Below are 13,784 nucleotides of genomic sequence, written 5' to 3'. Positions count from 1 at the left end.
CCTACCTGGTCAGGTTCTTTTCATTATGTATTCCTTTAAACTTGCAGTCCTCCGCTCACATTTAATACTTCACCTGTAATATAAGATGCGTATTCTGATGCTAAAAAGGCTGCTGTATTCGCAATATCTTCTGGCGTTCCAATTCTACCAACCGGAATCGCTCCAACCATTTTTTCTTTTACTTTATCCGGTATTGTTTTTGTCATATCTGTATCCATAAATCCTGGGCAAATTGCATTACAAGTAATACCAAAACTTCCCACTTCTTTTGCTGCTGTTTTCGTTAAACCGACAACTCCAGCTTTCGTTGCTGCATAATTTGCCTGTCCAATATTTCCCTCTCTACTGATAGAAGAAATATTAATGATTCTTCCATACCCTTGTTGTCTCATATATAGAAGTGCTGGTTGCATACAATAAAACACACCTGTTAAATTTACTTGCAGAACTTGTTCCCATGCTGGCTTCTCCATTTTATGTAACATAGCATCTCGCGTAATTCCTGCATTATTTACTAAAATGTGTAGTGCACCGAATGTTTGTACAGCATACTCAATTAATGACTTCGCATCATTTTGATTACTTACATCGCAAGGATACTGCTTCACTTCATATCCTTCTGCTATTAATTCATTTGTCGTTTCTTGTAACTTCTCCTCATTCACATCACTTATTAATACTTTTGCCCCTAGCTTCCCAAAAACCTTAGCAATTTCTTTCCCTATTCCTTGCGCACCACCTGTAATAACGGCTGTTTTCCCATTTAAAAACTCCATTCCCTATCCCTCATTTCTATTACTTATACTGTATATTTCGGCTCTTTGCTTTCCAATTCCTCTTTGTATAAAAAAGTCTATTTGTGTCAAACTAACTTTGCAACGTCGCATAAAGTGAAACTTTAATCAGTGGGAAGTTTGTTCATCCCCCACTGATTATTAGTTGAACCAATCGGGCATTTAATTTCCCACCTAGCTTCTTTGTTCCATCTGAATTTTGAGGTGGGAGTTTTACTACCCGTTATGCGGGATAAAGTGCAAGGAGATTGTGTCGAATGAACAAAAAGAATTTCAAACAAAGCAAAGCCACTGATGGCATTGATGTTGAGTTCTCTCGTGAACTCGCTGACCACAATGACTTAGAAGCAAACGCACGTGCAAATGCCGCTGATGCACGTCAAAAACGCCAATCAACAGAAAAATAAGGAAAGCACAACCTTATTCTTTTCAACAGGGACCTACTACCCAACAAAATAAACCGAGAGATATCCTCTCGGTTTATTTTCGATATTTTTTTATATAATGTGCCAAAGTAAGTAGCGGATATATATGGGCATAGCTATGATAACGAATATAAAAACCACCTGGTAAACCTGTTCCAGTAGGATATTTTTCATTTACATAACGATTCGCAAGCAAATATGAGATACCTTTTCGAATTGCTGGTGTTTCCTTATCATAGTAAGAAATGAGAGCATCTAACGCCCATGCTGTTTGAGATGGGGTACTGAATGGTAAAGTAACGAACCTTTTTTCCACACTACTGTGGCATGATTCTCCCCAACCACCATCTTCATGTTGTATATGTTCAAGCCATAAAGCAGCTCGTTTCAATGATGGATTGCTAGATGGAATTCCGAGTGACCGTAAACCGGTCATCACCGCCCACGTACCATATATATAACAAATCCCCCATTTTCCATACCACGATCCATTTTTCTCTTGTACATTCATTAACCAATTTATTGCACTTTGTTTTTGTTTCTCTGGCAATTCATTTTGCGCATATGTCCCGAAAAGCTCTAACACTCTTCCTGTAATATCTGGTGTAGAAGGATCTGTAATCATGTCGCTTGCATTTTCGATTGGTAAATTTGCTAATAAATTGCTCGTCACACCTTTTTCAAATGCTCCCCAGCCACCATCATTATTTTGTAATCCTTTAACCCAAGTAAGTCCTTTCTTCCAAGCATAATCTACATTTTCGTTCCCTCTACTTTTTGCCAATACTCTTAATACCGCTGTTGTATCATCAACATCAGGGATTGTCGTATTCACATCCGAAAAACCCCAACCACCTGGCGCAAGCGCTGGTGCATGTACGCTCCAATCAGCTTTTTTTGAATGCTGTTTTTTTAATAAATATGTTACTGCATGTTGAATCATCTTATTATCTTTCGGTACGTGGGCCTCTTGTAACGCATAGCTGAGTAAAGCCGTATCCCATACAGTTGAAGGAGAGTTTTGCAAATGATTCCCGCTTTCCATCTTCCATATATAAGATGTTATCCCGGTTATAGCCTTTTGAATGATTGATGATTGAAGAGAATGTCCTAACGCGAGTAAAGCGTAAATCATATAAAACGAGGCAGTTGCGTAACTATATAACGTTCCATTTTCATCAATCCGTTCTTTCATAAAATGTTCGACTTCCTCATTCCCTTTATGATGTAAAGATAGTGGATACGATATAATTTGTTTTACATCACTTACTAACGTTTGAAACAACGGAGACCGATCCTCTCGAAACCATTCCCCGCCCCCTCCCGAAATATGATTTAAATTTGGCAGTAACTTTTTCCCTACTCGAAATCTTTTATTTAAACAAACCATCATCGGAATTAAATGGATACGCGCTGAGCTACTTAACTCAAATATACTGAGAGGTGAATCACTTTGGAGAAACATAATTGGTGTTGGCAAATGAAAGAGCGAAGGATATTCATATTCTCCATGAACCGCTAATAAAAACTTCGTCATAAAATGAGCATGCGCTACCCCGCCACGCTCATTTATAAACATTTCGGCTCGCTTCATATTCGCATCTTCTTTTGTATATTTTTTTGAAGCAAGTAAGGCAGCATAAGATTGAATTGTAGCAGATAAATTACCACCTACTTCATCTTCATACAATTTCCATGTTCCTTCATTTGTTTGAAGTGATGCTAATCTTTTTACAAACGGTTCTATCTCTTTATCTCTACCTAATAATTTTAATAAAAAGATCATATGGCAATCTGTTAATGGTGCTCCTTCAAAACAAAAGCGCCACGTTCCATCTCGCCGTTGCATCGTTTGAAGTGCAGTTGTTCTTCTTGCTATCTCTTCATGCACTTTTTCATATAATAACAAGTTACTCACCCACCTTTTCGAAATCCGTATAACGATATTCAAAAAGGTAGCTGAATATGTATGAAAACAAAGAAAAGCAGAACATATGAAATGTTCTGCTCATAAACAATATCCTACTCCGACAATTATCCCTACTAAAGCACCGACTACTACTTCGTACGGTGTATGCCCGACAAGTTCATTTAACTTCTTATATTCTGTTTGTTTACCGTGAAAAAACTCATTCAATATTTTCGCTTGTTTACTTACCGCGAGCCTTACTCCTGAAGCATCATACATAACAATAATGGCAAAAATAGCAGCGATCGCAAACATGGAACTTTCCACACCTTCCACAACACCAACACCTGTCGCAAGTGCTGTAACAGTTGAAGCATGAGAACTTGGCATCCCACCTGAAGCGAAAAACTTTGCAAAATCAAACTCACCCGTTTTGAATAATTTAAAGACTACTTTCGTTAATTGTGCTAAAAACCATGAAATTACAGCGGCCATAAGCGGATCATTATGTAAAATTGTTTCCACATTCTCAGCTCCCTACTGACTATAATGGAAATTCTATAGTATCAGTATAAAGAAAAATGCGTAGAAAATACTACGCATTATGATACTTTTGCTGATTTATTTTTTATAAATTTCGGTTGTTTCTGCACTAAGAACTTTGTTTTCGCTACCGAGAATACAAATAATGCTACCCATATACAGAAAAATGCCATCATATGAGTAGATGTGAAATGCTCACCAAATACGAATACACCTAAAATTAAACTAATTGTTGGCGCAATATATTGTAAAAAACCTACCATATAAAGCGGAATAAGTTGTGCTCCTTTTGCAAAATAAAAAAGTGGTAAAGCTGTAACAATTCCTGCTCCTATTAATAGTAACGTCGATAACATGGAAATAGAGCCAAATGAGCCAAAACCATGTACTCCTGTCATAACGAGATAAATGATCGCAAACGGCGTCACTAACATCGTTTCCATCGTAAGACCAATTGTCGCATCATAGTCTAACAATTTTTTCGTTAATCCATATAATCCAAATGAAAAGGCAAGTGATAAAGAAACCCACGGAATAGATCCAAAACGTACCGTTAAAATGATAACACCTACGCCAGCTAAACCAACTGCAACATATTGCCAAAAGTTTAACTTTTCCTTTAATACAACTGTACCAAGTAAAATACTAATAAGTGGATTAATATAATATCCGAGACTGGCTTCAATGACATGATTATGATTAACGGCCCATATGTAGACAAACCAGTTTCCGCTAATCAAGACCGAAGCTATTGTTAATGACATTAATAATTTAGGTCGTTTAAAAAGATTCACGAACTCCCCAATAAACTGACGAAATCTCTTCGTAACACCTAATACAAGTAACATAAAAACGAACGCCCAAACGATGCGGTGTGCTAATATTTCATCTGCTGGAACTTCCTCAACCCATTTCCAATAGATTGGTAGGATTCCCCACATCGTATAAGCACCAGCCGCATATATAATCCCTTTTTTTTGCTGTGCTGATTGACTCCCCATCTTCCCTTTTCTCCTCTTCTCGTTTTTCTCCATTATACGGTCCCACATGCTCACTTTACCAATAATCAATCTGCAATTCTTTCGACATTTCTCATACAGTAAAAAGTAAACATACTGTTATAACGACAAGTAATGGTATACCAAAAACAAATTTCTTTTTATGTGTTTTATGGTGAAACATATACATACCGATCCAAGCACCAACTGCGCCTCCAGCTGCCGCTGATAAAAACAACGTACTTTCTGGTGTTCTCCACTGTTTCTTCTTCGCTTTTCGTTTATCAAGCCCCATAAGGCTAAAAGCTATAACATTAATAATAATAAAATAAATCCATTTCATCGCTTTCTCTCCCTATGAAAAATTCGCTTAATGGTAACATGAAAAAACGACGGAAACAACTGAAAAACGCTTTTTACCAACCTAATTAGTTATTATTTGCAGAACCTTATACTTCATTCCCTTCACCCACTACCATATCATCGAAAAAACTTCTCTCAATCTCTTTTTCATCAAAATGAAGAACTACAATTAGTCCTACATATAAAGAAACGAAATTTAGAAACCATTCGCCATTTTCATCTTTGTTAGCTAAACATTTAAATATCTTTTGAAATTGCATACGCTCTTCTGCAGCAGCAACCGGACGCACACCAAAGTATTTCAATACGAGATTCAGCTTCAGCTGCACGGATAATGATAAAATATATTTTAATAACTCCGTATACTCTGCACTATCTTTTTGACTATACAGCTTCACAAGCTTTTGATGTAAAGTAGAAATCGATACTTCTTCGTCGGTCACTTTAGTTGCTTCTACCATTTCAATCATCTTTTTCATATTCATTACATTCACCCCTTCTGCAAAAAAAACAAAAGCCAAAGCGTATTTATTTTATAATCAGCAATAATTGAGTATTTCTCTTCTCTCGTTCTTCTTCACTAACTAAGTCATACTTCTTTAGAAGATGAAAGACATCATTTAATATTTCCTGTGAATGATTCCCTTGCAAAAATCCCTTTACCTCTTTAAAAATCACTTCCGGTAAAAAATCCTTTTGACTTTCAAGCTTATTCATTACATCTTCCATAGAATGATCAATATTACAAGCCATACTAAACTTCCCCCTCTATCCTTTATAAATAATATCCTCCGCTAACGATGTAAACACTTCTCCTACAAGAGAGTCTTCATCATATACAGATGAACCGTTATTTTCTTCTCGTTTTGCAAAGGGTATTTGCGCGATCACTTCTGTTTGCAATTGTTCTGCAAGCATTTCGCCGCCACCTTTTCCGAAGAGATAGTTTTTTGATCCATCTTGTTCTTCATAATAAGCCATATTTTCTACAATCCCTAAAATTTCGTGTTTCGTATGTTTTGCCATAACACCTACCCTAGATGCTACGAACGAAGCTACATTGTGTGGTGTTGTAACGATAATTTCTTGCGCCTGTGGGATCATCGCTGCAACATCAATAGCAACATCTCCTGTACCAGGTGGTAAATCAAGAAGTAAATAATCTAATTCTCCCCAGTGCGTATTCGCAAGGAAATTTTGAATCCATTTATTTAACATCGGTCCGCGCCACATAACCGGGTTATTTCCTTCCGTAAAAAATCCCATCGACATAATTTTAACACCGTGACTAACGACTGGAATTGCTGTTTGATCAATCATCGTCGGTTTTTGATTCGTTTCCATCATAGCTGGAATGCTAAAGCCATATATATCTGCATCTAATATCCCAACCTTTTTGCCCATACGAGCTAAAGCAGTTGCAAGATTAATTGTCACTGTCGATTTTCCAACTCCACCTTTACCGCTCGTTACAGTAATAAACCGTACTCCTGAATCCAGGCGAAGCATGCTCGGCATTCCAGTTTCTGTTCTAGTATTTTTCTTTAACTTCTCTGTTAAAGTTGCACGTTCTTCTTTTGTCATAGAACCAAATGTTACATCCACTTTAGAGGCACCAATTGCGTGAAGTGATTCTTCAATATCTTGTTGAAGTTTTGCTTTTAACGGACAACCTTGAATCGTTAGCACTACCTCAAGTTTAACCTCTGTTCCGTTCATCTGTATATTTCTAACCATATTTAATTCTACAATACTTTTGTGTAACTCCGGATCCTCCACATGTTTTAATGCATTCATAATTTGTTCTTGAGTAAGCATAGAACTCATCCCTTCTTTTATTCTAATTTATATACAACATCTTCTTATCATTTCAACTGATGTAAGTTTCCCGCTCCTTTTTGAACTACATACACCGTCGTGAGAAATTACTATCATCCCCCACTAACGGGCGGGATTAATGCGACTATATCTCCAGCTCTTAGCATCTCTTCATTCGTGACAAACTCTTCGTTAATTGCAACCATTACTGTATCCAAAGATTGAAAATGATAACTTTCTTTCAACCATTCTTTTAATTTCCCAACAGTCATTTCTTTCTTTTCTGGAATTACTACTTGATTTACTCCGACTTCCTCACGCAAATTTGCAAACAATAAAATTGTAATCATTTTCTCATTCTTCCTTCTTCGGTTTTCCTTCTGGATATGGTGTATTTTCAAGCTGATCTCCAATCCACATCGTTCCATCTTCCCAAAATTCTTTTTTCCAAATTGGAACGATTCGTTTTATACGTTCAATCGCGTACTCATTCGCTTCATAAGCAACTTTACGATGCGGTGATGAAACTGCAATGACTACCGCAATATCCATTATTTCTAGCCGTCCTACACGGTGCGTAATTGCTACTTTTGCATCCGGCCATCTTTCACTAATTTCTTCACCAATTCTCGTAAGTTGTTTTACTGCCATTGGTTTATATGCTTCATACTCTAAATGTAACGTTCGTTTTCCTTTCGTTAATTCTCTCACCGTACCAATAAAAGTTGTAATCGCACCTGCTTCTCTTCTTGCCACTTTATTCGTTACTTCTTCAACTAAAATCGGATTATCTACAATATCAAATAGCACTTGTCCCATTAGAATCACCTCTCACTTTATGAAATGTCCAAGGCCATTCACTACCTTCGTTATCTTCTAATAAAAGAACATCGACAAACATCTCTTTTTTATATCCTCTTGTCCCGCCCGACAATACGATAAACGCGTTTGATTCTGCCAATGAAGAAACCGAGCTAGATTTATCAAACCCTGACGGATAAGCGATTAATTGTCCTTCATTATATTTCAGTTTTGCTCGTACAAACCTTGTAAAAGGATTTGGTTTTAGAAAATCTTCTCCTAATAACGCTTTTTCTTTTTTTAAATGTACTTTTTCACCAAACATATACGCCCGGATACACGGTCTTACGAACAATTCAAACCCTACGTAACAAGCAGATGGATTTCCTGATAAACCAAATAATAACTTGCCATTTAATTGTGCTACAGTCGTAACACTTCCTGGCCGCATTGCAACTTTATTAAAAAGAACAGATGCACCTAACTTTTCGTAAATAGCTGGTAAATAATCGTAATCTCCTACTGATACACCGCCCGTTGTAATTAACATATCTACTTGGCCAAGCGCTTCTTTCACAGCTGTAAAACACGTATTAAAATCATCACTAAACTTCCCAAAATATTTTACTCTTCCGCCGGCTCTTCGAATTTGAGACAATATCATGTACGTATTACTGTTTCGGATTTTCCCTGGCTGTAATGAATCATTAACATCAAGTAATTCACTCCCAGTCGCTAACAGTCCAATTACAGGTTTTCTCGCAACTGGCACTTCACTATAACCGAATGTAGCAAGAAGAGCTGAAATACCTGGATTAATGTACGATCCTTTCTTTGCAAGAACCGTTCCTTTACAGGCATCTTCCCCTTGAAAAGAAATATTATCACCCGTTTTGAACGGTCGTTTTACCTCCATGAAATTATTTCCGGCTTCTTCATATTGGTGAGTCAGTTCTAACATGACAACAGCGTCACACCCATTTGGAATTTGCGCTCCCGTCATAATTCGAACTGCTTGAAACGGACTTAATTCCCCGTAAAATATCGATCCTGCGCCAATCTCACCAACTACTTCAAATACACTTGGTGTTTCATAACTTGCTAAAGTCGTATCTTCTGCTCGAATAGCAAATCCGTCATACGGTGAACGATTAAATGACGGTACATCATGGTCAGCTACTAAATCCTCTGCTAATATACGTCCGTAAGCTAATTCAATAGGTAATAATTCCTTTAACCCGTTATTAGCAAATCCCATCACTTTACGAACAGCTTCTTCAACCGTAATTGGTACTCTTCTTTCCATTGTTGACAACCCTTTCTATTAACCGAATACGCGATAATATAGTTGTTTCGCTTTCGAAATATCATTTGTGCCATGAACGAAAACACGACCATCCCGAAAAACAACGACGCGGTAATCATCTAGTTGGCAAGATAGTAAATACGGATTCCGATCTACTTTCCTCATTTTTTTTAATCCTTTTTCTATATCATCAAAATCGTATTTCCTATTTTCTACTGGTCTAATTTGAACTGTATTTCTTCCGCATAGAACAGCTACTTTCGTTTGATTTTCGTATGATAAATAAGGATAAGTTCGGTTTAAACCGCATGAAGGACAAGCGTCTGTTTTTATTTTCCCTAGTTTTATAAAATGATTTTGATTACTCCATATATCAAACATGAAAAATGTTTTTCTAATTGCTGAGAAATCTCCAACTAAAATTTTGAGTGCTTCTGCCACTTGATATGCTGCAACGATTTGAACAGATGGACTAATAATCCCAGCCGTGTCACACGTCACACCTGTAACAGGAACATTTTTCAATACACAATGTAAACATGGTGTCATTTGCGGGATAATCGTATAACTCATACCGTACGATCCAACGCAAGAGCCATACACCCACGGAATATTATGTTTTTGTGATAAATCATTTATTGTAAATCGGATATCAAAATTATCTGTCGCATCAATTATTATATCGATATTTTCTAATAGATCTTCCAGATTTTCTGCACATGCATCCATTACGAAGGCATGTATTTTCACTTCCGAATTAATTTGTTCTAACCGATTTTTAGCAGCAATTGCTTTCGGCATTTTCTCTCTCACATCTTGTTCAGAGTACAATTGTTGTCTTTGTAAATTACTCCATTCAACGTAATCACGATCAATAATCGTCAACTTGCCAATACCTGCACGTACGAAACTCTCAGCACTTGCACTTCCTAATGCACCAGCTCCTATAATTAACACATGTTTATTCTGAATTTTTTCTTGCCCTTCACTACCAATTGGTTTAAATAGCTGTTGCCGTGAATACCGCCCTACCATTACATACCCTTCCTTCCACTCAACCATAGAAATCTATTTCATATTAGAATGTTGTTTCTGATAACAAGCAAAGTAAGCAAAACCAACAAACCCAGCTCCTCCAATTACATTTCCTATAAAAACCGGAACAAAGTTTTTAGCCAGATCCATCCACGTTAGGTGACCAGCAAAGATAACAGCGGAAATGACAAACATATTTGCTACTACTTGTTGAAATCCAATCACTACAAATGCCATAATTGGAATCCAAATTCCTATGATTTTTCCGACAAAATCACTCGTCCCGTAAGCGAGCCAAAGCGCAAGGCAAACGAGCCAATTACAACCAATTGCTAAAATTAAAGTTCTCCCAAATGATTCATGTAACTTTCCTTCCGCTATCGCTACCGTTTTATTTAAATACTCGCCCTCTGTTAATCCGCCAAGATGTCCAAAGCAATACGCAACGAAAATTGCACCAATAAAATTCATGAGAGTAATCCAAACCCAGTTATTCAGTACACTTATCAATGTAATTTTCTTTGCATAAAGCGCCATAGACAGTGACATCATATTTCCGGTAATTAATTCTCCTCCTGCTAATACTACGAGCATGAGTCCAACAGGAAAGACTGCTCCCCCTAAAACATTCACTAGACTCCCCCAGCGCTCAGGTAAATTCCCTAAAACTCTAATGTTAAGTAAAAAACCTATTGCAATAAACGCTCCTCCTAAAAAACCGAGAATAAGCATCGCTGGCAATGTCTGTCTTACCTTTTGAACACCGGCCTCAATGACAAGCTCAGCAATTTGTTCCGGTTTATGAAATGCCATTACCCATTCCTCCATTTTCTCCAAATAAAAAAGCAGCTTCAAAAAACCTCCTCAAAATAAAGGTTTTTGAATGCTGCTTAATTTCTCTGCACATCTTTTACAGAGACATCAATCATCACTTTTACTATAAAATAGAAAATCCACAACTCTTGTAAATTCTCCATTTTTCACTATCACACTAGCTATATATATTAACCACCGATATGTGACATTTCAATTTTAGGTATTGTTTTCTTATTTGTATGACTTAAGCGTTCATCTGAATAACGATCTTCCCGATTATTCCATATATCGCGTACTACATCTATAATTTCCTCATCTGTATGTTCAGAACGAAGCAACTCTCTTAAATCATTTCCTTTAGAAGCAAATAAGCAAGTATATAATTTTCCTTCTGCAGAAATACGAGCTCTCGTACATGATGAGCAAAAAGAATCTGTTACTGATGAAATAATACCTATTTCCTCATCGCTTCCTATATAACGATAGCGAGTAGCAACTTCACCAGAATAATTGGCTTCTATCCGCTCTAATGGCATCACTTTATGAATTGTATTTACTATTTCTTGTTTGGAAATAACTTCACCTAACTCCCAACCGTTATAATTTCCAACATCCATATACTCAATAAACCGAAGAATATGCTTATTTTCTTTAAAGTATTGCGCCATCTGCAAAATATCTTGTTCATTTTTCCCTTTTTGAACGACCATGTTTATTTTAATTTTCATACCAACTTCAGCCGCAGCCTGTATCCCTTCCAGAACCCTTTGCACTTTGCTCCTATTCCCATTTAAATAGAAAAAACGCTCTTCTTCTAAGGAATCTAAGCTAACTGTTACACGTGATAAACCCGCCTTATATAAATCAGGAGCAAACTTTTTCAGTAGTGAACCATTTGTTGTTAGACCGATATCTTCCACACCATCTATTTTATGAAGCCGCTCAATAAGCTGTGGAAGACCTCTTCGAAGTAACGGTTCCCCGCCAGTAATCCGTAATTTTCTCACACCTAAAGATACGAAAATACGAGTTACCCTTTCAATTTCATCAAAAGATAAAATTTTGTCATTAGACAAAAACGAGTAATCAGGACCAAATATTTCTTCTGGCATACAATAGCGACAACGAAAATTACAGCGATCAGTAACTGAAATACGTAAATCCTTTAACGGACGTTGCAATTTGTCTAATGTAACTGATTTCATTTTCATTGCCTCACTTTTATTTTATATTTAAAACACGTTCTGGATGCGTATATACATTTAAGGATTGATTACGAATAAACCCTATTGTCGTAATACCTAACTCTTCCGCTAGCTGCAAAGCTAACTCAGTTGGAGCTGATTTTGATAGTATAATTTCACAACCAATTTTTGCAACTTTCAATAATATTTCCGAAGAAATACGACCACTAAACACAATGATTTTATCCTTTATAGAAATATTGTTTCTTAAGCAATAACCGTAAATTTTGTCTAGTGCATTATGCCTACCAATATCCATTCGGCTTAAAATAATACCATTCACATCACATAAAGCCGCATTATGAACCCCGCCAGTATGATGAAACGTATCCGCAGATTGCTGCATTTCTTTCATTAACCGAAAACAATCCTCGGCAGCAACCTGTACATGGACACCTTTCATTTTTTTTGCACTTAGTGCATCATTAGCAAAAACAAATCCTTGTCTACTCATACCACAACAAGACGTAATATATCGTTTGTTTTGCATTTGTTCATAATACGGATTTACTTTTGTCGTTGTTACATGTACAAATCCTTCTTTCTCCTGCACCCATATGCTATCAATATCTTCATACTTCCGAATGATTCCTTCAGACGCTAAGAAGCCTATTACCATATCTTCTATATATTCTGGAGTACTAACCATTGTAACAAACTCCTGTCCGTTCATTTTAATGGTGACAGGAAACTCTGTTACAATGCTGTCCTCTATGTGTTTAAATGTTCCTTGTTCGTAACGAAAGATTTCTCTTTCTACCTGTATCGGTTTCACGATCAGTATCCTTCTCTCACGTGATATTTTTGTCAAAAACAAATACCGAAACTGCAATATCTTCTTCTACTTTCATATCTGAAAATAGATTTACTAATTTCGCTCCAACAAGCTCCTCCAGATGTTCGCGCGAATTTGCAGCATACACTTCTTGAATCATTTTTGTTCTAGCCATATGAACCATTTCCGCACCATCCATCGTACTTGAAATGAATTTTTCAGTAGGTGTTAAATTCCCATAAAGTGTTGCAATCGCCATATTTTCAGCAAACACAGTATGAATTCGTTCTGGTCCTTTTCCGAAAAGTTCCTTTCGAAGTTTTCGTATCATATCATTAAATTCATGTACTTTTTTTGACATACAATCATCCCCCAAAAACACTCAATTTACTTTACTATATATTTTACCAAATTGACCCTTTCATCCAAACTATTTTGTACGAACATTTGGACGAAAAGGCCCACTTTTAAAACTTATTCATCTTTTAACCCTTTACCCATACCTTTTAAGAAGTGAAGACCAAATCCAATAGCACGGTTAATATCTGGATCTTTCAATACTTTCATAAGATCGAATACCCCTACTTTTTTATTACTTTCTAGATGTTCATTACCTTCTTCTAGCCCAACTAATAAACTACCTATAAGCTTTTTCGTAAGTTCTGGGTCAAGTTCAGTTAACGCACCTGCAGCACCCATCATATTATTAATTAAATTTGTAACAGGCTCACGAGTTACTTGACCTAGAACAATCTTTGCGATTGGCTCTTTCGCTTTTAACATAGAATTTGCAGCTTCTAGCATTCCAATGTCATTTAATTCCCCTACTATATTAAACATTTGATTTAGGGCTTCTTCATTATTAGCTAGAAGCTCCTTTAAATCATCTAACTTTTGCTGTTTTATTTCTTCCTCAGTTCGTTCCTCTTTTTGAATCGTTTTAATAGGTGCAGCCAT

The 13,784-nt window shown here is 36.6% G+C and carries 18 protein-coding genes; 1 reads left to right on the top strand and 17 read right to left on the bottom strand.

Annotation, left to right across the window (positions count from 1 at the left end; translation table 11 throughout):
• Positions 1–35: 35 nt before the first annotated feature.
• Positions 36–776: a 3-oxoacyl-ACP reductase FabG gene (gene fabG / locus COK05_RS00940; RefSeq protein WP_098611094.1), complete on the bottom strand. Its 741-nt coding sequence runs from the start codon at positions 774–776 to the stop codon at positions 36–38.
• A 275-nt stretch (positions 777–1,051) separates the two neighbouring features.
• Here fabG and COK05_RS00935 point away from each other — a divergent pair, with 275 nt between their 5' ends.
• Entirely contained in the window at positions 1,052–1,201 is a 150-nt protein-coding gene (locus tag COK05_RS00935) for a YfhD family protein (protein ID WP_001035815.1), read from the top strand.
• Between the two features lie 73 nt (positions 1,202–1,274).
• Here COK05_RS00935 and COK05_RS00930 read toward each other — a convergent pair whose 3' ends face one another.
• The 16 genes from COK05_RS00930 to COK05_RS00850 form a co-directional block, all read right to left on the bottom strand.
• Positions 1,275–3,128 carry a terpene cyclase/mutase family protein gene (locus COK05_RS00930; RefSeq protein WP_098611093.1) on the bottom strand — a complete coding sequence of 618 codons (1,854 nt, stop codon included), beginning with the start codon at positions 3,126–3,128 and terminating at the stop codon, positions 1,275–1,277.
• A 99-nt stretch (positions 3,129–3,227) separates the two neighbouring features.
• Complete coding sequence (locus COK05_RS00925; RefSeq protein ID WP_061678478.1) at positions 3,228–3,653, bottom strand: divergent PAP2 family protein; 426 nt, start codon at positions 3,651–3,653, stop codon at positions 3,228–3,230.
• A 77-nt stretch (positions 3,654–3,730) separates the two neighbouring features.
• On the bottom strand, positions 3,731–4,672 hold the full coding sequence (gene rarD, locus COK05_RS00920; RefSeq protein WP_098611092.1) for an EamA family transporter RarD: 942 nt from the start codon (positions 4,670–4,672) through the stop codon (positions 3,731–3,733).
• Between the two features lie 91 nt (positions 4,673–4,763).
• Positions 4,764–5,012, bottom strand: coding sequence for a DUF1294 domain-containing protein (locus tag COK05_RS00915; protein ID WP_097819559.1), 249 nt, complete (start codon positions 5,010–5,012; stop codon positions 4,764–4,766).
• A gap of 106 nt (positions 5,013–5,118) precedes the next feature.
• On the bottom strand, positions 5,119–5,517 hold the full coding sequence (locus tag COK05_RS00910) for a hypothetical protein (protein ID WP_097819560.1): 399 nt from the start codon (positions 5,515–5,517) through the stop codon (positions 5,119–5,121).
• Positions 5,518–5,560: 43 nt separating this feature from the next.
• Positions 5,561–5,785 carry a group-specific protein gene (locus COK05_RS00905; RefSeq protein ID WP_097819561.1) on the bottom strand — a complete coding sequence of 75 codons (225 nt, stop codon included), beginning with the start codon at positions 5,783–5,785 and terminating at the stop codon, positions 5,561–5,563.
• 15 nt (positions 5,786–5,800) lie between these two features.
• A complete protein-coding gene (locus COK05_RS00900) occupies positions 5,801–6,850 on the bottom strand; it encodes a P-loop NTPase (RefSeq protein ID WP_098611091.1) in 1,050 nt (349 codons plus the stop codon).
• 113 nt (positions 6,851–6,963) lie between these two features.
• Positions 6,964–7,200: a molybdopterin converting factor subunit 1 gene (gene moaD / locus COK05_RS00895; RefSeq protein WP_098611090.1), complete on the bottom strand. Its 237-nt coding sequence runs from the start codon at positions 7,198–7,200 to the stop codon at positions 6,964–6,966.
• A gap of 4 nt (positions 7,201–7,204) precedes the next feature.
• On the bottom strand, positions 7,205–7,669 hold the full coding sequence (gene moaE, locus COK05_RS00890) for a molybdopterin synthase catalytic subunit MoaE (RefSeq protein ID WP_098611089.1): 465 nt from the start codon (positions 7,667–7,669) through the stop codon (positions 7,205–7,207).
• A complete protein-coding gene (locus COK05_RS00885; protein ID WP_098611088.1) occupies positions 7,650–8,957 on the bottom strand; it encodes a molybdopterin molybdotransferase MoeA in 1,308 nt (435 codons plus the stop codon). The genes moaE and COK05_RS00885 overlap by 20 nt, the downstream gene beginning before the upstream one ends.
• 18 nt (positions 8,958–8,975) lie before the next feature.
• Positions 8,976–9,992, bottom strand: a complete 1,017-nt coding sequence (locus tag COK05_RS00880; protein ID WP_098611087.1) for a molybdopterin-synthase adenylyltransferase MoeB — start codon at positions 9,990–9,992, stop codon at positions 8,976–8,978.
• Positions 9,993–10,025: 33 nt separating this feature from the next.
• On the bottom strand, positions 10,026–10,805 hold the full coding sequence (locus COK05_RS00875; RefSeq protein WP_000863998.1) for a formate/nitrite transporter family protein: 780 nt from the start codon (positions 10,803–10,805) through the stop codon (positions 10,026–10,028).
• A 191-nt stretch (positions 10,806–10,996) separates the two neighbouring features.
• Positions 10,997–12,013 carry a GTP 3',8-cyclase MoaA gene (gene moaA, locus COK05_RS00865; RefSeq protein WP_098611086.1) on the bottom strand — a complete coding sequence of 339 codons (1,017 nt, stop codon included), beginning with the start codon at positions 12,011–12,013 and terminating at the stop codon, positions 10,997–10,999.
• A gap of 16 nt (positions 12,014–12,029) precedes the next feature.
• Entirely contained in the window at positions 12,030–12,827 is a 798-nt protein-coding gene (fdhD, locus tag COK05_RS00860) for a formate dehydrogenase accessory sulfurtransferase FdhD (RefSeq protein ID WP_098611085.1), read from the bottom strand.
• Between the two features lie 16 nt (positions 12,828–12,843).
• Positions 12,844–13,188: a DUF2294 domain-containing protein gene (locus COK05_RS00855; protein WP_000039582.1), complete on the bottom strand. Its 345-nt coding sequence runs from the start codon at positions 13,186–13,188 to the stop codon at positions 12,844–12,846.
• Between the two features lie 113 nt (positions 13,189–13,301).
• On the bottom strand, positions 13,302–13,784 hold the full coding sequence (locus tag COK05_RS00850) for a DUF1641 domain-containing protein (protein WP_098611084.1): 483 nt from the start codon (positions 13,782–13,784) through the stop codon (positions 13,302–13,304).

Source organism: Bacillus cereus (assembly GCF_002567495.1).
In the GTDB taxonomy this organism is placed as follows: domain Bacteria; phylum Bacillota; class Bacilli; order Bacillales; family Bacillaceae_G; genus Bacillus_A; species Bacillus_A cereus_AQ.
This window is presented reverse-complemented; position numbering and strand designations above follow the sequence as displayed.

What these genes read in the sequence shown, in the direction of transcription:
- fabG (WP_098611094.1), bottom strand. Translation starts at nt 776, where the DNA reads ATGGAGTTTTTAAATGGGAAAACAGCCGTTATTACAGGTGGTGCGCAA.
- COK05_RS00935 (WP_001035815.1), top strand. Translation starts at nt 1,052, where the DNA reads ATGAACAAAAAGAATTTCAAACAAAGCAAAGCCACTGATGGCATTGAT.
- rarD (WP_098611092.1), bottom strand. Translation starts at nt 4,672, where the DNA reads ATGGGGAGTCAATCAGCACAGCAAAAAAAAGGGATTATATATGCGGCT.
- COK05_RS00915 (WP_097819559.1), bottom strand. Translation starts at nt 5,012, where the DNA reads ATGAAATGGATTTATTTTATTATTATTAATGTTATAGCTTTTAGCCTT.
- COK05_RS00910 (WP_097819560.1), bottom strand. Translation starts at nt 5,517, where the DNA reads ATGAATATGAAAAAGATGATTGAAATGGTAGAAGCAACTAAAGTGACC.
- COK05_RS00905 (WP_097819561.1), bottom strand. Translation starts at nt 5,785, where the DNA reads ATGGCTTGTAATATTGATCATTCTATGGAAGATGTAATGAATAAGCTT.
- COK05_RS00900 (WP_098611091.1), bottom strand. Translation starts at nt 6,850, where the DNA reads ATGCTTACTCAAGAACAAATTATGAATGCATTAAAACATGTGGAGGAT.
- moaD (WP_098611090.1), bottom strand. Translation starts at nt 7,200, where the DNA reads ATGATTACAATTTTATTGTTTGCAAATTTGCGTGAGGAAGTCGGAGTA.
- moaE (WP_098611089.1), bottom strand. Translation starts at nt 7,669, where the DNA reads ATGGGACAAGTGCTATTTGATATTGTAGATAATCCGATTTTAGTTGAA.
- COK05_RS00885 (WP_098611088.1), bottom strand. Translation starts at nt 8,957, where the DNA reads ATGGAAAGAAGAGTACCAATTACGGTTGAAGAAGCTGTTCGTAAAGTG.
- COK05_RS00880 (WP_098611087.1), bottom strand. Translation starts at nt 9,992, where the DNA reads ATGGTAGGGCGGTATTCACGGCAACAGCTATTTAAACCAATTGGTAGT.
- COK05_RS00875 (WP_000863998.1), bottom strand. Translation starts at nt 10,805, where the DNA reads ATGGCATTTCATAAACCGGAACAAATTGCTGAGCTTGTCATTGAGGCC.
- moaA (WP_098611086.1), bottom strand. Translation starts at nt 12,013, where the DNA reads ATGAAATCAGTTACATTAGACAAATTGCAACGTCCGTTAAAGGATTTA.
- COK05_RS00855 (WP_000039582.1), bottom strand. Translation starts at nt 13,188, where the DNA reads ATGTCAAAAAAAGTACATGAATTTAATGATATGATACGAAAACTTCGA.
- COK05_RS00850 (WP_098611084.1), bottom strand. Translation starts at nt 13,784, where the DNA reads ATGGCTGCACCTATTAAAACGATTCAAAAAGAGGAACGAACTGAGGAA.